The 19,598-nt window shown below is 64.5% G+C and carries 22 protein-coding genes and 2 pseudogenes; 8 read left to right on the top strand and 16 right to left on the bottom strand.

Translation table 11 applies throughout. From position 1 onward, the window contains the following. Positions 1 to 153 precede the first annotated feature (153 nt). Complete coding sequence (locus QFZ91_RS31255) at positions 154 to 792, top strand: alkyl hydroperoxide reductase (protein ID WP_184227453.1); 639 nt, start codon at positions 154 to 156, stop codon at positions 790 to 792. A 163-nt stretch (positions 793 to 955) separates the two neighbouring features. Here QFZ91_RS31255 and QFZ91_RS31250 read toward each other — a convergent pair. The 3 genes and pseudogenes from QFZ91_RS31250 to QFZ91_RS31240 all read right to left on the bottom strand — a co-directional run. Then, positions 956 to 1,546: pseudogene (locus QFZ91_RS31250) on the bottom strand (YncE family protein); the annotation flags it as partial. Continuing rightward, positions 1,530 to 1,748, bottom strand: coding sequence for a hypothetical protein (locus QFZ91_RS31245; protein ID WP_429570975.1), 219 nt, complete (start codon positions 1,746 to 1,748; stop codon positions 1,530 to 1,532). The pseudogene QFZ91_RS31250 and the gene QFZ91_RS31245, both read right to left, overlap by 17 nt. Positions 1,749 to 1,958: 210 nt before the next feature. Continuing rightward, positions 1,959 to 2,531 (bottom strand): annotated as a pseudogene (locus QFZ91_RS31240) (chromate resistance protein ChrB domain-containing protein); the annotation flags it as partial. A gap of 186 nt (positions 2,532 to 2,717) precedes the next feature. On the opposite strand from QFZ91_RS31240, the gene QFZ91_RS31235 reads away from it, so the two are divergent. Continuing rightward, on the top strand, positions 2,718 to 3,779 hold the full coding sequence (locus tag QFZ91_RS31235) for a DMT family transporter (protein WP_429569542.1): 1,062 nt from the start codon (positions 2,718 to 2,720) through the stop codon (positions 3,777 to 3,779). 215 nt (positions 3,780 to 3,994) lie between these two features. Here QFZ91_RS31235 and QFZ91_RS31230 read toward each other — a convergent pair whose 3' ends face one another. The 6 genes from QFZ91_RS31230 to QFZ91_RS31205 form a co-directional block, all read right to left on the bottom strand. Next, positions 3,995 to 4,993, bottom strand: coding sequence for a universal stress protein (locus tag QFZ91_RS31230; protein WP_429569541.1), 999 nt, complete (start codon positions 4,991 to 4,993; stop codon positions 3,995 to 3,997). A 123-nt stretch (positions 4,994 to 5,116) separates the two neighbouring features. Next, positions 5,117 to 5,590 (bottom strand): ferritin-like domain-containing protein, encoded by a 474-nt coding sequence (locus QFZ91_RS31225; protein ID WP_176123812.1) that lies wholly within the window; start codon positions 5,588 to 5,590, stop codon positions 5,117 to 5,119. Between the two features lie 36 nt (positions 5,591 to 5,626). Further along, positions 5,627 to 7,708 (bottom strand): transketolase, encoded by a 2,082-nt coding sequence (tkt, locus tag QFZ91_RS31220; RefSeq protein WP_429569540.1) that lies wholly within the window; start codon positions 7,706 to 7,708, stop codon positions 5,627 to 5,629. 278 nt (positions 7,709 to 7,986) lie between these two features. Next, complete coding sequence (locus tag QFZ91_RS31215; protein ID WP_176384622.1) at positions 7,987 to 8,532, bottom strand: cupin; 546 nt, start codon at positions 8,530 to 8,532, stop codon at positions 7,987 to 7,989. A gap of 52 nt (positions 8,533 to 8,584) precedes the next feature. Beyond that, the gene (locus QFZ91_RS31210; RefSeq protein WP_176123809.1) at positions 8,585 to 8,761 is read right to left on the bottom strand and encodes a hypothetical protein; all 177 of its coding nucleotides are present in this window, start codon (positions 8,759 to 8,761) and stop codon (positions 8,585 to 8,587) included. A 61-nt stretch (positions 8,762 to 8,822) separates the two neighbouring features. Further along, positions 8,823 to 9,155 carry a hypothetical protein gene (locus QFZ91_RS31205; protein WP_429569539.1) on the bottom strand — a complete coding sequence of 111 codons (333 nt, stop codon included), beginning with the start codon at positions 9,153 to 9,155 and terminating at the stop codon, positions 8,823 to 8,825. A 173-nt stretch (positions 9,156 to 9,328) separates the two neighbouring features. Here QFZ91_RS31205 and QFZ91_RS31200 point away from each other — a divergent pair, with 173 nt between their 5' ends. After that, positions 9,329 to 9,565, top strand: a complete 237-nt coding sequence (locus QFZ91_RS31200; protein ID WP_176105986.1) for a hypothetical protein — start codon at positions 9,329 to 9,331, stop codon at positions 9,563 to 9,565. 48 nt (positions 9,566 to 9,613) lie between these two features. Here the strand turns inward: QFZ91_RS31200 and QFZ91_RS31195 are convergent, their stop codons facing one another. Further along, positions 9,614 to 9,859 carry a DUF6723 family protein gene (locus QFZ91_RS31195; protein WP_429569538.1) on the bottom strand — a complete coding sequence of 82 codons (246 nt, stop codon included), beginning with the start codon at positions 9,857 to 9,859 and terminating at the stop codon, positions 9,614 to 9,616. Between the two features lie 173 nt (positions 9,860 to 10,032). Between QFZ91_RS31195 and QFZ91_RS31190 the strand changes: the two genes are divergently transcribed. After that, entirely contained in the window at positions 10,033 to 10,326 is a 294-nt protein-coding gene (locus tag QFZ91_RS31190) for a hypothetical protein (protein ID WP_429569537.1), read from the top strand. Positions 10,327 to 10,394: 68 nt separating this feature from the next. On the opposite strand, the gene QFZ91_RS31185 is transcribed toward QFZ91_RS31190, so the two are convergent. Beyond that, positions 10,395 to 11,069: a MarC family protein gene (locus QFZ91_RS31185; protein ID WP_176105989.1), complete on the bottom strand. Its 675-nt coding sequence runs from the start codon at positions 11,067 to 11,069 to the stop codon at positions 10,395 to 10,397. A gap of 351 nt (positions 11,070 to 11,420) precedes the next feature. Between QFZ91_RS31185 and QFZ91_RS31180 the strand changes: the two genes are divergently transcribed. From QFZ91_RS31180 to QFZ91_RS31170, 3 genes are all read left to right on the top strand, one after another. After that, positions 11,421 to 11,636, top strand: coding sequence for a DUF3311 domain-containing protein (locus QFZ91_RS31180; RefSeq protein WP_368596210.1), 216 nt, complete (start codon positions 11,421 to 11,423; stop codon positions 11,634 to 11,636). Next, positions 11,633 to 13,108 carry a sodium:solute symporter family protein gene (locus QFZ91_RS31175; protein ID WP_429569536.1) on the top strand — a complete coding sequence of 492 codons (1,476 nt, stop codon included), beginning with the start codon at positions 11,633 to 11,635 and terminating at the stop codon, positions 13,106 to 13,108. Before QFZ91_RS31180 ends, QFZ91_RS31175 begins: the two co-directional genes overlap by 4 nt. Positions 13,109 to 13,217: 109 nt before the next feature. Next, positions 13,218 to 13,868: a glutathione S-transferase family protein gene (locus QFZ91_RS31170; protein WP_429569535.1), complete on the top strand. Its 651-nt coding sequence runs from the start codon at positions 13,218 to 13,220 to the stop codon at positions 13,866 to 13,868. Between the two features lie 12 nt (positions 13,869 to 13,880). On the opposite strand, the gene QFZ91_RS31165 is transcribed toward QFZ91_RS31170, so the two are convergent. Next, entirely contained in the window at positions 13,881 to 15,074 is a 1,194-nt protein-coding gene (locus tag QFZ91_RS31165; protein WP_429569534.1) for a diguanylate cyclase domain-containing protein, read from the bottom strand. Then, entirely contained in the window at positions 15,034 to 15,786 is a 753-nt protein-coding gene (locus QFZ91_RS31160) for a hypothetical protein (protein WP_176384630.1), read from the bottom strand. Before QFZ91_RS31160 ends, QFZ91_RS31165 begins: the two co-directional genes overlap by 41 nt. 581 nt (positions 15,787 to 16,367) lie before the next feature. Here QFZ91_RS31160 and QFZ91_RS31155 point away from each other — a divergent pair. Beyond that, complete coding sequence (locus QFZ91_RS31155) at positions 16,368 to 16,907, top strand: aromatic acid exporter family protein (RefSeq protein WP_429569533.1); 540 nt, start codon at positions 16,368 to 16,370, stop codon at positions 16,905 to 16,907. A 147-nt stretch (positions 16,908 to 17,054) separates the two neighbouring features. On the opposite strand, the gene QFZ91_RS31150 is transcribed toward QFZ91_RS31155, so the two are convergent. The 3 genes from QFZ91_RS31150 to QFZ91_RS31140 all read right to left on the bottom strand — a co-directional run bounded on the left by QFZ91_RS31150 (position 17,055) and on the right by QFZ91_RS31140 (position 19,563). Beyond that, positions 17,055 to 17,450, bottom strand: coding sequence for a cupredoxin domain-containing protein (locus QFZ91_RS31150; protein ID WP_176384634.1), 396 nt, complete (start codon positions 17,448 to 17,450; stop codon positions 17,055 to 17,057). Positions 17,451 to 17,486: 36 nt separating this feature from the next. Further along, a complete protein-coding gene (locus tag QFZ91_RS31145) occupies positions 17,487 to 18,431 on the bottom strand; it encodes a metallophosphoesterase family protein (RefSeq protein ID WP_176384636.1) in 945 nt (314 codons plus the stop codon). 172 nt (positions 18,432 to 18,603) lie between these two features. After that, positions 18,604 to 19,563: an aldo/keto reductase gene (locus QFZ91_RS31140; RefSeq protein ID WP_429569532.1), complete on the bottom strand. Its 960-nt coding sequence runs from the start codon at positions 19,561 to 19,563 to the stop codon at positions 18,604 to 18,606. Positions 19,564 to 19,598 lie beyond the last annotated feature (35 nt).

Here is a 19,598-nt window from a genome sequence, read left to right as displayed (position 1 = left end):
ATAGCGCACCAAATCGTCCCGACATTCGGGGGGAGCATTGCGAGGCACCCTCTACCCACCAACCGGCGCCGCCGGTTGTGGGCACTCGCGTGTTGATGTGGCGTTAGGCTCCTCACATAACCCTGTGCAGGTTGCTACGGAATCGAAATTCAAATGCTGAACATCGATCTCAGGTCACAACTGCAGACGTATTTGCGAAACCTTCGCAGACCCGTCGAATTAATCGTGTCGCCGGGCGGTAGTCAAACATCGCACGAAATGCTGGCGATGCTGAACGAAATTGCGTCGTTGACCGACCTGGTCACGGTCGTCGAAGAGCAGCACGGCGACGAGCGCAAGCCATCGTTTTCAATCAGGCAGGTGGGAGCAGATGCCTGCATTCAGTTTGCCGCCACCCCAACAGGGCCTGAATTTTCGTCCCTTGTCCTTGCAATACTCCAGGTTGGAGGGCATCCCGTCGTAGCCGACAGTACGACCATCGAACGGATTCGAACACTGGAACGTGACTACTATTTCGAAACCTATATTTCGTTGTCGTGCGGAAGCTGTGTGGACGTTGTGCAAGCGCTGAACATGATGGCGGTGATCAATCCACGGATTCACAACGTTACGATCGACGGCGGAATTTTTCAAAGTGAGCTGTCCGCGCGTGAAATTAGCGTCGTGCCGACGATCTACATGAACGGCGAGGTCTTCGGCGAGGGGCGCAGCAGCTTCGTGGAACTCGGCGCAAGACTTCTCGACATAGAAATGAGCATGAGAGCGGCACTGCGTGCGGCGAGCAAGTCGTAACCGAGCCGTCGCACAGAAAACCAACCTTTGATGAAACCTCGCGCGAAGCCCATTTCATGGATCGCGAGCAGCATCGTCATACGCTCGCTCGCGAGATCGCGTACGATCAGATTGATCCACGCGCCACCGAAATGAGCTTCGAGGAGCGCCGGCCCAAGCACAGCTACCGCGATCCCGTGGATGCAAGCGCCATGATGCGAAGCACGGGCCGACCATCGACGTTCTTCAGCGGGAAGTAAGTGCGGTGTGTCGCGGGATCGACGCCGACGACATGGGCGTTGGGTCCTACCCTGCCCTCACCTGCTTTCGATACGGCAGACCCCGCGACGCGGAACATCGACACGATGCCGGCTTCGCCGGCCACGTAAAGCAGATGCGCGCCCGGATCGTAAGCGAGCACGTCGGGCCCGCCGCCGACGTCGAAAGTCTGAGTGACGCGCCTCGTCAGCAGGTCGAGCACGATCAGCTTGTCATTGTCTTCACACGCGATGAACGCGAGATGCAATCGAGGGACGATGGCGAGGCCGTGGTTGCCTTTCGCACCAGGCAGATCGATCCGGCTGATAATCGTGTCGGTCGACGGATCTATTTCGACGAGCTGCCGCCGCGTCTGCACATTGACGAAGATATGGTGCGAGTCGGGGTCGTACTGCGTGTTGCCCGCTTCTCCACCCAACTGGATAGTGCTCTTTCGCTGGTTTGTGCGCGGATCGATCACGGTTACCGTGCCGCCCGTCTCATCCGACACATAAAGACAGCAGCAACAAGCGCAGGGCGACGCGATTGCCGACAAAGCCGATCAGAACCGTGGCGAGAGCAGATCCGAATAGCGTTGTGGTGCTGATCAACCCGACAGTCAATTGGCCGAATCCGAGCCGGAGAAGATAGACAGGCAACAGCACCGCGACGAATCCATCGCAGATACCCCGCAAGCCGCGAGCCGCAAGCAGTGTCAACGCGCCACCTTCCACGCCGCCCGGCAGAACCAGACTGGAGAGCCGGGAGTGAAGGGTCGCCGATGAGACGTTGCATCGCATGAGAGTGCTATGCGCGCGTCGCTGCCTTTAGCCGCGAAGCCGCGTTCCCAGTTGGTGATGTTGAAAGGCTGGCTGACGTACTCGCCATCTGACCACGCGTATAGCTGGGCACGTGTGCGCTCGTCGTGCTCATGGGCGCCTTCCCGTATCGCCGCCTTTTTCACTGGCCGCGAAATGCGTGTACATCGCGTCGAGCACCGGGCTGATCGCGGTGAGCAACTGGTCGTCGTCAGCCGTGCGCTCGCGCGAGCCGGCCATGATCGCTTCGAACCCGATGGCTTCCGGCACGCTCACACCGCCGACGTCGAGTGCGTGAACCATTGCGCCGAGCCGCACGAGCGCCGGATTCTTGTCCAGACCGAAGCTCGCCAGCAGTACTTCGAACCTGACGCGTTCTCCGGCATGGGTAATGGCGGCGCCATCGAAATCGAAACCGAGCGCGTCTGGCGGACAGGCTTCGGGTGACGGTAACCAGATAAAACGCGCGTCGCGGTCGATGAAACGGCGGATCAGCCATGCGCTCGCCACACGGTCGACCCACATGCGTCGCCGGGTCGCCCAACTCCGTCCTTGATAGTCCTCGACAGAAAGCGAGCGGATTGCGCGGGTTGCCGCGTGTGGCTCGCCAGGCGACAGCACCGTGTCGACGTGCGCGAGAAAATCCCGCCAGGCGGCCTCGGCACGCCTCACGCATCCGCGCGGTGGCGTTCTCTGTCGGAAGAGTCAGCACCAGTAGCAACCAGGTTGAAAGCGTGCTCATGTAGATTACGTTACGTCCCAGTAACGATTTCTACAAGCAAGCTCTTGGCTGCCTGCTAAGAGTTTGATCCGTCACCCCAGCAATGGTCTGTAAACTGTCCCTTCTGCTGCGAACATGAGGTTGAAGTTGTGAAATCAGGATACGCCGCGATATTCACCGCCTTGGCCGCTGCGGCGCTGTTCGGCGCCGCGACACCGTTGGCCAAGGCGCTGCTGGGCTCGGTCAGCCCATTTATGCTCGCAGGCCTGTTTTATCTCGGTAGCGGCCTGGGGCTTGGCGTCGGCATCGCGTGGCGCGCCTTCCGATCGCGCGGGCGTCAATCCGGCGCGCGCCACCGCATCACCAAAGGCGAGCTACCCTGGCTGATCGGGGCAATAGCGATGGGCGGCGTCGCCGGGCCCGCATTCCTGATGCTGGGCCTGTCCACCACACCAGCGGCCACGAGTTCGTTATTGCTCAACCTCGAGGGCGTGTTGACCGCAGTGATTGCCTGGGTGGTCTTCCGGGAAAATGTCGACATTCAGGTTTTTCTCGGGATGGTGGCGATCGTTGCGGGCGGCGTGCTTCTGTCGTGGCATCCGGGCCAGACAGGCGTGCCGGTAGGTGCGTTACTGATCGTCGGCGCGTGTCTGTGCTGGGCAATCGACAACAACCTGACGCGCAAGGTCTCGGCGAACGACGCGATGGTGATCGCGTGTCTCAAAGGGTTGGTGGCCGGTCCCGTGAATCTCGGCATCGCGCTCGCGGCTGGCGCTTCGCTTCCTTCAGCAGGAACCATGGCGGCGGCGATGCTGACCGGGCTCAGCGGTTACGGCATCAGCCTCGTCTTGTTCGTTATCGCGCTTCGGCATCTCGGTACGGCGCGTACAGGCGCGTACTTTTCTGTAGCGCCGCTTTTCGGTGTGATCCTTTCGCTGATCATATGGCCCGCCCTGCCCAACCTGTCTTTCTGGATTGCCGCGGCCCTGATGGCGCTGGGTATCTGGCTGCATGTGCGCGAGCGGCATGAGCATGAGCACAGTCATGAGTTTCTCAAACACGCGCACCGGCATCGTCATGACGAGCATCATCAGCACGAGCATGATTTTCCTTATGCCGGTGACGAGCCGCACACGCACCCTCACGTGCATCTGCCTATTACCCATTCGCACGCGCATTTCCCCGATATTCATCATCGGCATCAGCACTAGTTGTGCGCACGAGGATCGAACTAGTCCAAGGTCGAGAATGCGTCTGGCGCGAAGTCTGCAATTTCGTCGCCGCGACCTTGCCGCACCTTTTCGAACATGCTGCGTCTTGCAGCAGCGCACGTCCCACTGCCGCCCGATCGAACTCTCCTCGTTCGAGTCGCGCTAGCAGCCCGTTCAGTGGGGGCCGATCGCGCGATTTTGCCTCCCGGCCAGGTTCAGGTTCGCGTCGAACTCCGAAAACGCGGGCTGCCAGTAGATGCCGAAGTGGCGTCGCTAGCGTGGATCAGCAGAATTGGCGTTTGCGTGATTTGCAAGACCCGCCCAGCGACGCTGCCGAGTATCCAGCGTGTGATGCCGCGCCTGCCATGCGTACCCATCACGATCAGTTGCGCCTCCCAGCCGCCCGCCTCGCGCACGATGGCATGAGCAACATCATCGTCGGTTCGGTTCGTCCTGACGAGCGCTGTCGAGACCCGCGCCGACACGCGCGCCAGAACCGGCTCGGCAGCGGCTATTGCCTCCTTGCCTTCGCCGACGAACGAGTCCTCGAGCGAATCGATCGGGATCCAATCGGAGAGCCGCACGGCGCGATCGATCACATAGACCGCTCGCAATTCGGTGTCGGACGTAGCGAACCGTATTCCGTACTGCAACGCGGACATCGACAGAGAACTACCATCGACCGCGAACAGGATGCGCTCGGGCAGCTCGCTATGCGTCGTACTGTAGCTCTGCGGGACGACCAGCATCGGGCAGCGCAGACGTCGCGTCAGCCGTTCGGACACCGTACCCTCGGCCCAACGCTGCAACCCCTGGTGTTGACGCGCGCCTATCACCATCAGGTCGGCTCTCCATGTGTCGGCCGCATCGATCAGGGCATCCACGACGTCGTTGCCGCGCTTCGCGAGGTCGATGACTTCCGAGTCGATACGCGCATCACACGCGGCTAGCGATTGCGTCGCCCGATCGAGCGCCTCGAGCGCATCGCGGAGCAATTCATCGCGCGCCAGATCCAGCATGTGGCCGACGCGCCGGCCCGTCGGAAATAGCTTATGGGGATTCTCGGCCACGCTCACGAGGCGGACGTCGCATCCGGCGGGAAGGAGGTTTCGCGCGTAGTCGAGCGCCTGTCGGGATGCTTCCGATGAATCGACTGCGATCAGCACTCTGCGCGGCAGCGTCGAGATGGCGTCGCCTGAATGGGGGGAATTCATGGTTGGCTCCGTACTCGCAGGTTTGGCGGCGTTCTGATAACCATCCTACTGCCGAAGAGTCCTGGTTGGTTGTCTGAGCGGCCCCTCTGCGATGCCCCGCTCATCACAGAGGGCCGTCTGCGATCAAGCCGGGGGTGCCTGCCGTTCCTCCGACGTCGTCATTTCCCCAGGGCGGCGCAACATCTTGTCGACCTCGCCCGCGTGCATCTCTTCGACGTGGATCATTTGACGGGCAAATTCCTCGAGTGCAACCGAGCGGTCTTCCACGAGCGCCAGCAGATCGCGATACAACTGCAACGCGACATTCTCGGCTTGCAACGACTCGCGGAGGATCGAAGCGATATCGAAGGTATGCGAGTCGAGCAGAGGACCGATCGCCAGCGACGGATAGGCGCCCAGCGTGGTAATCCATTCGCCCGCCTGCTGTGCGTGCAACAACGATTCATCCGCCTGAGCGCGCAACCACTCCCGGATCGGGATGCGTCCGAATCCGAAAACAAGCAACGAATAGTGCGTATATCGGACGACGCCGGCCAACTCGGATTCGAGAATCCGGTTCAGCACCGCGACCACGTCCTCCTTATTGATCTCGGCCATTTGATATCTCCTTTCACTCAAACCGTCGCCGCACGCTCAAGCGCCCTTCCCCTTCTTCACCCGCTCGATCTGCTGCTTCGCCGCCTGATACACCGCTTCCGGCGTGAAACCGAACTTCTTCTTCAGATCCGCAATCGGCGCCGACGCGCCGAACGTATGCATGACGACCTGCGCGCCGAGCCGCCCCGTATACCGATCCCAACCGAGCGACGCAGCCTGCTCGACCGCGACGCGAGCTTCCACGTCCGCCGGCAGCACCGACTCCTGATACGCGCCATCCTGGCGCTCGAAGATGTCCCACGACGGCATCGACACGACGCGCGCCGCGATGCCCTCGCTCTTGAGCTTCTCGTACACGTCGGCGCAGATCGACAGCTCGCTGCCGGTCGCCATCAGGATCACCTCGGGCTTCTTGCCATCGGGCGCATCGGCGAGCACATACGCGCCGCGCTTCACGCCGCTCGCGGACGCATAGCGGCTGCGGTCGAGCGTCGGCAGCGGCTGGCGCGACACGACGATGCACGCCGGCCGATGCGGCTGCGTCAGGGCGACCCGCCACGCCTCGGCCGCTTCGTTCGCGTCGCCGGGACGCAGCACCGTGAGGCCGGGCACGCCGCGCAACGATGCGAGCTGCTCGATCGGCTGATGCGTCGGACCGTCTTCGCCGACGCCGATCGAATCGTGCGTGAACACATAGATGGCCGGCACTTCCATGATCGCGGACAGGCGGATCGGCGGCTTCATGTAGTCGCTGAAGATCAGGAACGTCGAGCCGTACGCGCGCAGATTCGATAGCGCGAGCCCGTTGACCACCGCGCCCATCACATGTTCACGAATGCCGAAGTGCAGATTGCGGCCGCCATAGCTATCCGCCTGGAAGCTGCCGGCGCCTTCGAACTTCAGGTTGGTCTTCGTCGACGGCGACAGGTCGGCCGCGCCGCCGATCATCCACGGCACGCGCGCGGCAATCGCATTGAGCACCTTGCCCGACGATTCGCGTGTCGCGATCCCCTTAGGATCGGCGTCGAAGCTCGGGATGTCGCTGTCCCAGCCCTGCGGCAATTCGTGCGCCTGCATCTGCGCGAATTCGCGCGCGAGCTCCGCGTACTGCTTCTTGTAGCTGTCGAACTTCGCCTGCCACTGTTCGCGCGCCGCCTTGCCGCGCGCGCCGATGCCTTGCGCGAAGCGTTCGTGCACGCCCTCGGGCACGTAGAAGAACTTGTCCTCGGGCCAGCCGTAGAACTTCTTGGCCAGCGCGACTTCGTCGACGCCGAGCGCTTCGCCGTGCGCGGACGCGGTGTCCTGCTTGTGCGGCGCGCCCCAGCCGATGATGCTGTGGACCACGATCAGCGTCGGCCGGTCGGTCACCCTCTTCGCTTCGACCAGCGCCTTTTCGAACGCGGCGGTGTCGTTCGCATCGCCGACGTTCAGCGTGTGCCAGTTGTAGCCGTGAAAGCGGCTTGCCACATCGTCGCTGTACGCGAGGTCGGTATGGCCTTCGATCGTCACGCGGTTGCTGTCGTAAATCCAGATCAGGTTCGACAGCTTCAGATGCCCCGCGAGCGAGGCCGCCTCGTGCGAGATGCCTTCCATCATGTCGCCGTCGCCGCACATCGCGTACACGCGGTAGTCGAACAGCGGCGCGTCCGCCCGGTTGAAGTGGTTCTCGTACCAGCGCGCGGCCATCGCCATGCCGACGCTATTGCCGAGCCCCTGGCCAAGCGGTCCCGTGGTGGTCTCGACGCCGGTCGTCATCCGGTACTCGGGGTGGCCCGGCGTGTTGCTGTCGATCTGGCGGAAATGCTGGATGTCGTCGAGCGACACGGCCGGCGCGCCGGTCGGCTTGCCGTGTTCGTCGACGGCTTTCACGTTGGCCAGATGCAGCAGCGAATACAACAGCATCGATGCATGCCCGACCGACAGCACGAAGCGGTCGCGATTCGGCCACAGCGGCTCGTCTGGGTCGTAACGCAGATGGTGTTGCCACAGGTGATAGGCGATCGGCGCGAGCGCCATCGGCGTGCCGGGGTGGCCGGAATTGGCCTTCTGCACGGCGTCCATCGACAGCGTGCGGATCGTGTTGATGCACAGCTGATCGAGGGAGGGATCGTTTTGCATGGGACGCTCCTTGTTCGGCATTGCGGGAGACGGCCGACGCACACCGCTGAGCGCGCGGACGGATCGGCGCATCGTGTCGTCATGGAAAACGCGCGCGTCCGGGCGTGTCCACGAGGACACGAAGCGGGACGCAAAGCCGCACGTGGAACCGCACACGTGCCGACGCTACTGCCGAAAGCGCGCGGGAAAATCGCGGCGAAGCCCACAGATGATGCGCCTAACCGCGCAACTCTGCACGCCACCCCGCAGCAGACCGGCTGCTTCGCGAACGACGAAGTTCAGGCCGCCTGCAGCCAAAGCTCGACCACCGGACCATGCTTGCCGTCGATCGGATCGAGCGGCGGAAACGGCAGCGCCAGCATCTCGGTGAGTTCCTGCGGCGTCAGCGCTTCGCGGCGAATGTCCCACTGCTGCCCCAACGGATAGCCCGCCACCACCTGAAAATGCGGCTCGAACGATTGCAGACAATGGCCGGTGCCGGCCGGCAGCAGCAGCACGTCGCCCGTATGCAGCTTCACCACCCGTCCGCCGGGTCCGCCGACGATCACTTCGGCGCTCGCGTCGGTCACGCCGAGCACCTCGTGCGCGGTCGCGTGAAAGTGATGGAAGTCGAAGATGCTGTTGCGCCACTGCGCGGGCCATGCATTGCGCTCGAACAGGATTTCGAACGCGGCGGGCAGATTGCCGCTGCCGGGCGACAGCGCGCGCCGGTACAGCACGACCGGCAGCTTGCTGTTGTTCGGTACCCAGCCGTGCGGTTCCAGCATGAAAGCTTCGTATTCGGTCTGCGCGGCGTCGAAGCCGTGCTTTGACTCGTTGAACATGATTGCTCCTGGCTTGTGATGCGGTTGCCGCGAACCGGCGCTCCAGCACCGGCTAGCCTCCGCCGATGCCCTGCAGCACCTTGCCCGTGCCGCCGCACACGGTGCAGCGAGCACCGTCGACCTTGCCGGTGCCGTGGCAGGCGCGGCAAATGTCTTCGCCCGCGCCTGGTGTGTTGGGCGGCGCTTCGTCGCCGGGGTTCATCGATTCAGTTGAGTTGTCCGGTTGCATGCGCTTTCTCCGGTTGAAGGTTGACGGACTGGATGCACGGGCTGGCTCACAACGCGCCGCGTCATTGCTCGCCCGGCTGCTTGCGATGCGATTCGCGCCCGCCGCCCCCTGGCGGTTCGGCGTGCTCGCCGGTGCCGAGCGGCACCTCGGCGCCGTGCCGCGGGCTCTCGTTCGAACGTGGCGGATTGGTCGCTTTATCCACGCCGGTCTGCACGACCGGTTCGATGCCGAGCGGACTCGGCTCGACGTAGTGCGTGCCGCTCGGCTTGTTGCGGGCTTTGACTTCGTCGGATATCGCGGGCGCGGCGCGCTCATCCGGCCTCGTGGACTGCTCGCCGCCAGGTCTGGCGGCCTGCTGCCGGGTGTCGGCGTTGGTCGATTGGGGATCTGGCATCACGCCCTCCTCGTGTGTTCGGCCGTCGATTCGCGTCGTGACGCGGCATGTCGAACGGCCACCTGGTTCATGCAGCAACATTCGAGCCTTGCCGATGAAGTCAAGCGCAGCGCGACAGGCACGGCCATTGCGATCTCTCGCTTTGTAAAAAGGAGAACCCAAAGGAGAACCCTATGAGCATCACGACTATTCGCGTATCCGGCACCGAGGTGCAGGTCGAGCGCACGCTGTACACGTTCGCGCAAAAGAGCGACGCCGATGCGTTCCAGAACTGCCTCGTCGAGGGTTCCGTCGACACCTGCTATCGCGATCACCCGCCGCTGGCGACGCGCCCCATCGAGCCCGACGAACATCCGGACGATCCTGCGCGTGGCAGCACGATTTCGCCGTCGCTCGGCGGTATGCCTTGATCGCGTCCGCACGTGTCGCGGAACAGGCACCGCACCGGCCGCGCGCGCTCAGCCTTCGGGTGCGGCGCGATCGGCCGCGACGATCTCGCGGCCATACGCAATCGCGGCGCGGCGAGCTTCGTCGGCGGTCGCATAGGGGCCGATCTGCGGTGCGCCGTCGAACGGAAACAGAATCCGCCTGTCCGCTTTCCTCACGACCTTCAGTCCACCTAAGTATCGGCCGTCGCCTGTTCCGTGATAGCTGGCGAAAATCTCGAAGTCGTCGTCAGCAACGTCGGCCTTGTGTCGCGCCATATGCGTTCCTCTTCCTGTGCTTTGCGTGGGTGATGTCCAATGCGAGCCGGGCGCGCGCGGGCACCGCGATGCGGCGTGTGCGGGTTTTCAGCAAGTCGCGTTCCACGCAACGACACCCGTCGTCATGCGGCACGAGCATTGCGCGTCTGAACGAAGACTTTGTGGAGACCCTGATGGATTTACCTGACACGAGCCGGCAAACGCCACGTGCAATCGGCACATTCGGCCTGGACGCACCCACCCCGGCGCGGATTTCGACGCAGACGCTGCCGCTGCATCTGCATGTGCCGACGCCGCCCGAGGTCGACCCCGAGATCCCGCCCAAGACGCCGCCGCCGAACATCGACCCCGATCCGATCCCGGACGATCCGCTCGACGACCCCGACGGACCACCGGAAGGCGACCCGCCCGCAGCGCCGCCGCCGTTGCACGCATGGCGCCAGCGGTTGCCGTGCGTCGCGGATTGAGCCCAGGTTGGGACGGCCAATATGGGAGGATCGACAGTTATCCTCATTGCCATGAGCGCGCCGACCTGCTACGGGGTAGTCGCCCGCATCGTCGCGATCGGAGTCAGGAATTCCGACACGCCGGTCAGGATGATCTGCACGCCGATGCACAGCAGCAGGAACGCCGACACCCGCAATGCGACCTTGGTGCCCTCGACGCCGAGATAGCGCGCCAACACCGTCGCGCGGCTATAGATCAGATATACGCAGACGGCCACCGCGAACGTGATCGCGACCGAAGCGATGCTCGACATCACGAACGCCGACAGCTTGTGCGTACGATTCGCGGACAGCGCGATCGCGGTCGCGATCGAGCCGGGCCCGGTGGTCAGCGGCACGGTGAGCGGAAAGAACGCACGGGCCTTCGCAGTCTCCGCATCGACGCGCTTGACGTCCGTCTGCTCGGCCGGCGTGTCGGGCGCATTGAGCATCTGCCAGCCGCCGACGGCGAGCGCGAGCCCCCCGCCGATGCGCAGCGCCTCCATCGAGATACCGAAGAAATGCAGGATCGGCGTGCCGATGAAGAACGCCACCAGCAGCACGCAGGCGGCGTTGATCGCGACCTTGCGGGCAAGCGCGTCGCGCTCGTCGAGCGTCAACGATGCGGTCCGATCCAAAAACACGAACGCGCCGCCGAACGGATTGATGATGCTGATCATGCCGATGAAGCCGAACATAATGTCCGAGATCAGACTTTCGACCATGTGCGTGTCCGTGTGTCTGCGTGTGCCTGCATGTGCTCGCGGGGGTTCGCGCCTGGGCGCGGTGCCGGTCATGAATCCGGCACGCATCGCGCGGACCGGAAAATGCTGGAATGCTCGCAGATCATATCGCGGTGCGCCAGTCGCCCAGTAAAAAAGCCGCGCGATACATGGCGCGTCACGTCGCGTCCCGCTTTGCACCGCAGCAATCCGTGCGGGAAAGATGCAATTGCAACGGTCGAAATCCTCGCATTTATTTTGACCTACTTTACGGGAGCGAAGTATCCGGCATACAGTCATCAGCGAAGCCGGAATTTCAACGACACATAACTACCCGTTCGAGGAGTTGCCCGCATGCTTCTTCGTGTACTTGCCGCGTTGCCGTTCATCGGCATTCTGGTCGGCGTTACGTTTGTCAATCGGGTCGAGCCCATCGTGTTCGGCATGCCGTTCGTGCTGGCCTGGATCGTCATGTGGGTGGTGTTGAGCGCGATCATCATGGCGATCGTCTACAACCTCGATCCGTCCAACCGGCGCGTCGCCGCCAATGGCGAGGAGGTTCGCCCATGAGCGCACTCGTCATCATCGCTGCCGTTACGCTGTTCGCGCTGTTCCTCGGCGTGCGCGCGAAGCGCGGCCACGACATGAGCCTCGAGCAATGGAGCGTGGGCGGCCGCAGCTTCGGCACCGCGTTCGTGTTCCTGCTGATGGCAGGCGAAATCTATACGACCTTCACGTTCCTCGGCGGCAGCGGCTTTGCATACGGCAAGGGCGCACCGGTCTACTACATCCTCGCCTACGGCACGCTCGCGTACATCCTGTCGTACTGGATGCTGCCGCCGATCTGGCGCTACGCGAAAGCGCACCGCCTCGTCTCGCAGCCGCACTTCTTCACGCGCAAATACGAAAGCCCGGCGCTCGGCACGCTGGTCGCGCTGGTCGGCGTGGCCGCGCTGATTCCGTATCTGGTGCTGCAATTGAAGGGCCTCGGCATCATCGTCGCGACCGCGTCGTATGGCGTGATCTCGTCGACGGCGGCGATCTGGATCGGCGCGATCGTCGTGACCTCTTACGTGATCGTGTCGGGCGTGCGCGGCTCCGCATGGAACTCGGTGGTCAAGGACCTGCTGATCCTCGCGATCGTGCTGTTCCTCGGCATCTATCTGCCGCTGCATTACTACGGCGGCTTCGCCGCGATGTTCCGCACCATCGACGCCGCCCGTCCCGGCTTCCTGACCTTCCCGGCGCACGGCTCGAGCGTCGTATGGTTCCAGTCGACCGTGCTGCTGACCGCGCTCGGCTTCTTCATGTGGCCGCATACGTTCGGTTCGATCTTCACGGCGAAGGACGAGCGCATCTTCCGCCGCAATGCCGCGATCCTGCCGCTCTATCAGCTGATCCTGCTGTTCGTGTTCTTCGTCGGCTTCGCGGCGACGCTGCGCGTGCCGGGCCTGAAGGGCGCCGACATCGACCTGTCGCTGTTCCGCCTGTCGCTGCAGACGTTCGATCCGTGGTTCGTCGGTGTGATCGGCGCGGCCGGCATCCTGACCGCGCTGGTGCCGGGCTCGATGATTCTGACCTCGGCCTCGACGCTGCTCGCCAACGACGTCTATCGCGGCATGGTGAACCGCAAAGCGTCGGATGCGTCGGTCGCGATGATCGCGCGCGTCCTCGTGCCTATCGTGGCGCTGGTCGCGGTCTTCTTCACGCTGAACGGCGGCGAAACCATCGTCGCGCTGCTGCTGATGGGCTACAGCTTCGTCACGCAACTGTTCCCGGCCGTGATCTGCAGCCTGTTCCCGCGCAACCGCGCGACGAGGCAAGGCGCGTTCTGCGGGATCGTCGCGGGCGTCGCGGTGGTCACGCTGACCACGACGCTGCACTGGAGCGTCGGTCAACTGATGCCGTTCCTGCCCGAGGCGCTGAAGGACGTCAACATCGGCTTCCTCGCGCTCGCGGTGAACGTGATCGTGTTCGTGATCGTCAGCGCGGTGACGCAGTCGAGCGCGGCCGAGCAGGAGAAGCACGCGTCGGCGCATTGAAAGACAGCTAGCGCCTGATGCATCTGAAGGGGCTGTTCGCTTCGGCGACAGCCCCTTATTCTTCCGGTTCACGGTTCGACCGCTCATCCCTCGACCCACGGAGCCCGACATGTCCTACGTTCTCTACTACTCGCCCGGCGCGGCCAGCATGCCCGTGCACTGGATGCTGCTCGAAATGGGCGTGCCGTTCGAAGCGCGCCTCGTCGATATCGACGTGGGCCAGCAGCACGATCCCGAGTATCTGCGTTTGAATCCGGCCGGACGCGTGCCGACGCTGGTCGTCGATGGCGTGCCCCGGCATGAATCGGCCGCGCTGCTGATGCTGCTTGCCGAGCGCCACGCCGACGCCGGGCTCGCGCCCGCGCCGGGGTCGGCCGCGCGCGGCGAATGGTTCGAATGGATGATCTACCTCGCGAACACGCTGCTGCCCGCGATGCGCGACTGGTTCTACGCCGGCAGCGACGGCGACCCAGCCGGCGCCGACGCGGTGCGCGCGCTCGCGCAACGCCGCATCGAAGCGGCGTGCGAGCGGCTCGACGCGCATTTCGCCGGCGGCCACGCGTACCTCGCGGGCGAGCAGCTCAGCACCGCCGATCTGCTCGCGCTCGTGCTGATGCGCTGGACGCGCAACATGCCGCACCCGGCGACGGTGGGCTGGCCGCATCTCGCGGGCTATATCCGCATGCTGCGCGCGCGGCCGGCGTTCATCGAACTCAATGAGCGCGAGAAGCTGACGGAGTGGCGCAACGAGGCTCAGTGACAATCGACAGGTTCACATCGTCGCTTCCCTGCCCGTCTGCGCCGCGAACGCGAAACCGTTCTTGCCGTCGCGCTTGACCTGATACATCGCGGCATCGGCGGCGGCGATCAGACGGCGGTGATCGTCGACATCGTCGGGATAGCTCGCGATGCCCACGCTCGCGCGCACGCGGCCGATTCCCATCTGCTCGTCGGTCTCGACCACGCAGGCCATCAGCCGGCGCGCGATCTCGGCGAGCTCGTCATCGCCGGCGAAGGTGCGCACCAGCACCGCGAATTCGTCGCCGCCGATGCGCGCGACCAGATCGCCTTTGCGCACCGACGCGCGAAACCGCTCGGACACCGCGGCGAGGAATTCGTCGCCGGTGCGATGTCCGAACAAATCGTTGACCTGCTTGAAGCCGTCGAGATCGATGTAGAGCACGGCGAGGCGCGGCTCGACGGCCGCGGTCCGCGCGTTTCTGGCGGCGGCGTCGAGCGCGCCCAGCAGCTTGCGGCGGTTCGACAGGCCGGTCAGCGAATCGTGCAGCGACGCCAGTTCGAACTCGTGCGACTGCCCCGCGAGCTGGCGGTTGCGCTTCGCGTACATGCCGAGCGCCGTGATCAGCATGCAGAACAGCAGCGCGGCGAGCGCGATCAGCGTGCGCGCGACGTGCGTGACGCGCAGCCGCACGTCGGCGCTCGCCGCGTCGCGCTGCGCGCGCCAGTAGGCCGAGACGCTGCCGAGCACCGCCGCGACGGCTTCGGGCGTCGCCTGGGTCGGTGACATCGACGGAATGGGCGGCGCCGGCGACGGACTCGCGTTGACGAGCGCCGCGAGCGACGCGAAACGCCGCACGAGTTCCGCGCGCGCCGCCTCATAGCCCGGCACGAACGACGCGTCGTGGCTCGCCGGTGCGTTGGCCATGTGCTGCCACGCGGCCAACTGTTCGCGCGCGCTGTCGACGCGCCCGGCGGCTTCGAGCACGAGGCCCGCGTACTCCTGCTTCAACTGATCGGAAAACACCGTGCGGATCTGCATCGCCACATACAGCAGGCCGAACAGCAGACACAACAGCGCGGCCACGGCGACGCTCGCGGGCCCCGGCCGGAAGCGCCACACCGGCCCGCGCGCGCGTGCGGCGCCGCGCAGCCACGCTTGCCCCGCTGACCCGGCGACCCCGTGCTCAGGGATGGGAGTAGGGATCTTGCTGTCGGCCGTTGTCATGTTGACGATAGCTCACGCGTCGAAAGAACTGTCCGATCCGCGCAAACAGACCGCCGTTGTGCTGCGACGACGCGCGCCGCTCCTGCTGCGCGACGCGCGTTTCTTTCGCATGCTGACCGCCCGCGGGCTTCGCCGTCGAATTCGCGACGTGCCGCATGGAGCGCGGCGGTGGCGTCGGAACGATCGGGGCGGTGGGTGGGTGGTCCGACAGACCCGCCGACAGATCCGCCGAGGCATCGACCGGGGTATCGGCCAGCGCGGCGGTGAGATTCGACTCGGGCGTACTCGGGTGGACCTGCCCGGACCACACGGCCGGGTTGGTGTCCTCGAAGCCGCCGTTCGAGCCGGCCGTTGCGAGCGCGACGTCTGACGCGGTGGGCTGCGTGGCTGACTGCGCGATGGCGGGCGTGGCGGCCTCCTGCGGCGCGTGCGCGACGGCCACCGTCGGCACCGCGGGCGCCGATGAACCGAGCGCCTGGCGTGCGCCCGCAATGGCATCCGCGTAGGTCTGCTGATCCTGGTTGAACCAGACGCCGTAGGCGACGGTGCCCATCACGCCAAAGGTCAGCGCGCCGGCCGCCGCGAGGCATAGCGCGAGGCGGCCGAAGCGCGGCGGCGGGACGCCCGATTCGTCCGTGCCGTCGGGTTCAAAGGAGGAACGGCCGTCCGTTGTGGAATGACGCAAGTCGGTATCGTCGGGATCGGTAGCCATCGCAATACGCTCCGGGTATGCCACTTCCTGCTGACCAGCTGGCGCACTGACGAGCCGCCGCGTAAGCCGCGCTCGCGGGCTGCCGCCGCACGCAATGCTCAATGAATGTAATCCTGTCGCGAACGGCCGACAACACAGCAGCGTTGCGTTTGCGCGTCGCTTCCAGGGTGCTTCGAACGACGCCGCCGGATACCGCGTGAGTTGGCAAAAAAGTGTGCAAAGCTGGTAAAAACTCCAACTCCGCTAATCGCTCGACAGCCAGCCGCGCGCCTGCCGTCACCGCGACGCCCGATGCGACGCGAGTTCCGCGAAACGCGCCATCGCGGTGGCCGTTTCGCATGCAACAACCGCGCCTGAACGCGCACTCACGCGCGACCCCGACAGCGCCGTTTGAAACCCTCGTGGGGCTGAGCGCCGCGCGCCCTTAAGCAGCATCTCGCGAACCTGATGGCGTGCGAATTCCCGAAACCATTCGCGCCCGGTGGTAAGGTCACCTGCGCGCATGTCGCGAATGCGCGCCGTGCCTGACGCGGCCCGGCCTGACGCGGTCCGGCCACATCTCATCGGTCAGCATGAGAATCATGTCGAACAGGTATCAGCACCAACCCCTCACGCCGCTGCGCCGCGCGCTCGCGCGCTTTTCTCTTTTGGAAACCGCCAGGTACACGAAGCTGACGCTCGGCCTGTGGATCGGTTTCGGCATCCCGTACCTGCTCGGTTTTCCCGACGCGGCCGTGCCGCTCGCTGGTTCGACGATGCTGACGCTGGCGCTCGGTAGCTCGATTTCGGCGGCGCGAAGCTACTTCTACAAGCGGGTGTTTTCCAACGTGGTGGCGATGCCGATCGGCACGCTGCTGATCTGGCTGACCGCACCGCACCTGTGGATGGGCGCGGCACTGCTGCCGCTCGTGATCTTCAGCATCGTCGCGCTGCGGCCGTCGCTGTTCCAGATGACCAGCATCACGGTGCCGATCACGCTCGTGCTCTATACGGGCGAACATCTCCCTCTGCTCGAACAGCGTCTGATCGGCGTGGTGCTCGGCATGTTCCTCGGCTTCTGCGCGTCGAGCGTCCGCCGCTCGACGCCCCGCCTCTGCATATCGAGGACCTGCGTCAACTGACCGAGGACCTGCCCGCGTCGAACGTGTTTACGAGCGTGTACCTCGGGCATCTGACCGGCTACGGGATTCTGCTGTGCCGGTTGAGCGAGCTGCATACCGCGTGAGCGGCGCGGGTTGCCCGGTTCGCCTCGCCGCCCATGGCACCGCTCATTGCACGGTAATGGTCGCCCTCATGTTCGGATGAATGCCGCAGAAGATCTTGTACACGCCCGGTTTATCGAATTTGAATTGATAGGTGTCGTTCTGATCCAGCGCGGACGAGCGGAACAGCCCCGCGTCGTTGACCACGGTGTGCGGCTCGCCGTCGAGATTTTTCCATGTGACCGTCGTGCCCGCCTTGATGGTCAAATCCGTCGGCGTGAAATTAAAGTTTTTCATGAACATCGCGTTAGGCGTCGCCGCGACGGTCTGCTGCTGCGCCGGCTTCATCGGCATCTGCATCGGCATGGTGGTTTGCGCGAAGCCGAGCCCCGCCGACATCGCCAGAATCGCGGCACTGCCGAGCGCAACTGCGAGTACTCGGCCCATCAGGTTGGTTGGCATCACTGATCTCCTCGAGCGTAAAAGTAGCGCGTGCGGTCACGCGAGCGTCGTGTCGTCGAGCGTCGCCCTCAGCGGATGACGCGCGATGCTGACGCTCGTCACGCCGAGCATCTTCGGCAACTGGTCGCTCGCGACCTTCAGCGGCCCCGGGCCTTCGCCCTGGCCGGCGGTCGGTTGCGGGTAGGCGGTCGAGCGCGCGGTATGGAACGTCACGTTGCCTTCGACCTTCGTCACGATTTGGTGAATGTGACCGTTCAGCACCGTCACCGAACCGAAGCGCTTCAGATAGTCCATCGCCTGTCCCGCGTCACCCGTGCCCCAGCCCCACGGCTCGTAGATCGTCCACATCGGCATGTGCGCGAACACGACGACCGGGGTGCTCGACGTGCGGCCTTTCAGATCGTTTTCGAGCCATTCGAGCTGCTCGCTGCCGAGACCGCCGAGGCCATTCGGCTTGAAATGCATCACGTTGACGAGGCCGACGAAATGCACGCCCTGATGATCGAAGCTGTAATAGCCGCGGTTATCCGACGCCTTGCCGAAACGGTTGAAGTACTCGGTGCCGGGGCCGTCGGTGACGTCATGCTCGCCGGGGACCGTGTGCAGCTCGGTGATCTTCAGTCCCGACATCAGCTGCGCGGCCAGATCGAATTCAGAGGGCTTCGACAGATGCGTGATGTCGCCGGTGTGAATCGCGAGCGGCGGCCGCGACGGCATCGCGTTGACGTAATCGATCGTCTGTTTCAGCGTGCCCGCGACGTCGGGATTCGCTTCCTTGTTGAAGCCGATATGCGTGTCGCTGATCTGCAGGAAAAGCGGCGTGCCCGCCACTGGCGTCGCGGTGTTCGCGTCGGCCGCGAGCGCGAGTTCGACCGGCGTCAGCACGCCGCCCGACAGCATGAACACGGTGCCCAGGCCACCGAACGCAAGACACTTCAGCGCGCCGCGACGCGCCGGATCGAATGAATGTTGTGACGACATGATGACCTCACGATAGGGATTCGCCGAACCGAACCCGGTTCGTGAGGCATGACTGTCGTGTGGCGGGTTTTATTCCCGTGTCGTGCGGCGTTTGCGGGACGTAAGGCGTGTATGCAAATGGAAAGCAGTCAGTAAACGCCGTGACGGATTGCACACTGAATTGCGCATCACGTCAGCCGCCGACCGCCGCGACGATCCGAGCGCGCATAGCGGCGTCGGGCAGCGGTCCCGATCCCGCGCGCACGTTGTCCGCCATGTATTGCGGCCGGCCGGTGCCGGGAATCACGACCGTCACCGCAGACTGCGCGAGCACGAATTTCAACAGAATCTGCGCCCAGCTCGTGCAGCCGATTTCCGCGGCCCATGCGGGCAGCGGCGTTTTCATCACGCGCGCGAGCAAACCACCGCCGCCGAACGGCTGATTGATCACGACGCCGATGCCGAGATCGGCCGCGAGCGGCAGGATGCGTTGCTCGGCCGCGCGATCGTCGGCGGCGTAGTTGATCTGCACGAAGTCGGGCTTCTCGCCGTGCATCACCGCCGCGACCTCGTCGAACGCGCTCGACGTGTAATGTGTGATGCCGAGATAGCGAATCCGGCCGCGCGCTTTCCAGTCGCGCAACGTCGCGAGCTGTGTGCGCCAGTCGAGCAGATTGTGGATCTGCATCAGATCGACATGCGGCTGCTGAAAACGCCGCAGCGATTCCTCCATCTGCGCGATGCCGGCTGCGCGTCCCTCGGTCCAGACCTTGGTGGCGACGAAGGCCTTGCGATGCGCGTCGAGCTGGGTGAGCAGCGCGCCCGCGACCGCTTCCGACGAACCGTACATCGGCGAAGAATCGATCACCGAGCCGCCCGCTTCGAACAGGATGCGCAGCACGTCGGCGAGCTGGGCGCGCGCGGCGGCATCGTCGCCGACGTCGAAGGTGCGCCACGTGCCGCAGCCGATCACGGGCAGCGCTTCGCCGGTGGACGGGATCGCGCGGCGGTTCATGCGGGGTAAGGAGGTACCGGATTGCGCGGGTGTTTTAGTCTGCGCGGACGTGACGCGCGACCACGCGAGTGTTGCCGGTAATCCGAGCGCCGCGCGCAGAAAGCGGCGGCGGTGATCGTGGTTCGACGCAAGTGCCATAGCGGGTAGGTGCCCTCGTGCGTGGAAATTCGACC

Origin of the sequence: Paraburkholderia sp. JPY419 (assembly GCF_050435705.1) — a bacterium.
In the GTDB taxonomy this organism is placed as follows: Bacteria; Pseudomonadota; Gammaproteobacteria; order Burkholderiales; family Burkholderiaceae; genus Paraburkholderia; species Paraburkholderia youngii.
This window is presented reverse-complemented; position numbering and strand designations above follow the sequence as displayed.

What these genes read in the sequence shown, in the direction of transcription:
- QFZ91_RS31255 (WP_184227453.1), top strand. Translation starts at nt 154, where the DNA reads ATGCTGAACATCGATCTCAGGTCACAACTGCAGACGTATTTGCGAAAC.
- QFZ91_RS31225 (WP_176123812.1), bottom strand. Translation starts at nt 5,590, where the DNA reads ATGGCCGAGATCAATAAGGAGGACGTGGTCGCGGTGCTGAACCGGATT.
- QFZ91_RS31210 (WP_176123809.1), bottom strand. Translation starts at nt 8,761, where the DNA reads ATGCAACCGGACAACTCAACTGAATCGATGAACCCCGGCGACGAAGCG.
- QFZ91_RS31170 (WP_429569535.1), top strand. Translation starts at nt 13,218, where the DNA reads ATGTCCTACGTTCTCTACTACTCGCCCGGCGCGGCCAGCATGCCCGTG.
- QFZ91_RS31145 (WP_176384636.1), bottom strand. Translation starts at nt 18,431, where the DNA reads ATGTCGTCACAACATTCATTCGATCCGGCGCGTCGCGGCGCGCTGAAG.
- QFZ91_RS31205 (WP_429569539.1), bottom strand. Translation starts at nt 9,155, where the DNA reads ATGCCAGATCCCCAATCGACCAACGCCGACACCCGGCAGCAGGCCGCC.
- QFZ91_RS31215 (WP_176384622.1), bottom strand. Translation starts at nt 8,532, where the DNA reads ATGTTCAACGAGTCAAAGCACGGCTTCGACGCCGCGCAGACCGAATAC.
- QFZ91_RS31230 (WP_429569541.1), bottom strand. Translation starts at nt 4,993, where the DNA reads ATGAATTCCCCCCATTCAGGCGACGCCATCTCGACGCTGCCGCGCAGA.
- QFZ91_RS31180 (WP_368596210.1), top strand. Translation starts at nt 11,421, where the DNA reads ATGCTTCTTCGTGTACTTGCCGCGTTGCCGTTCATCGGCATTCTGGTC.
- tkt (WP_429569540.1), bottom strand. Translation starts at nt 7,708, where the DNA reads ATGCAAAACGATCCCTCCCTCGATCAGCTGTGCATCAACACGATCCGC.
- QFZ91_RS31160 (WP_176384630.1), bottom strand. Translation starts at nt 15,786, where the DNA reads ATGGCTACCGATCCCGACGATACCGACTTGCGTCATTCCACAACGGAC.
- QFZ91_RS31195 (WP_429569538.1), bottom strand. Translation starts at nt 9,859, where the DNA reads ATGGCGCGACACAAGGCCGACGTTGCTGACGACGACTTCGAGATTTTC.
- QFZ91_RS31185 (WP_176105989.1), bottom strand. Translation starts at nt 11,069, where the DNA reads ATGGTCGAAAGTCTGATCTCGGACATTATGTTCGGCTTCATCGGCATG.
- QFZ91_RS31155 (WP_429569533.1), top strand. Translation starts at nt 16,368, where the DNA reads ATGTCGAACAGGTATCAGCACCAACCCCTCACGCCGCTGCGCCGCGCG.
- QFZ91_RS31150 (WP_176384634.1), bottom strand. Translation starts at nt 17,450, where the DNA reads ATGCCAACCAACCTGATGGGCCGAGTACTCGCAGTTGCGCTCGGCAGT.
- QFZ91_RS31165 (WP_429569534.1), bottom strand. Translation starts at nt 15,074, where the DNA reads ATGACAACGGCCGACAGCAAGATCCCTACTCCCATCCCTGAGCACGGG.
- QFZ91_RS31190 (WP_429569537.1), top strand. Translation starts at nt 10,033, where the DNA reads ATGGATTTACCTGACACGAGCCGGCAAACGCCACGTGCAATCGGCACA.
- QFZ91_RS31140 (WP_429569532.1), bottom strand. Translation starts at nt 19,563, where the DNA reads ATGGCACTTGCGTCGAACCACGATCACCGCCGCCGCTTTCTGCGCGCG.
- QFZ91_RS31200 (WP_176105986.1), top strand. Translation starts at nt 9,329, where the DNA reads ATGAGCATCACGACTATTCGCGTATCCGGCACCGAGGTGCAGGTCGAG.
- QFZ91_RS31175 (WP_429569536.1), top strand. Translation starts at nt 11,633, where the DNA reads ATGAGCGCACTCGTCATCATCGCTGCCGTTACGCTGTTCGCGCTGTTC.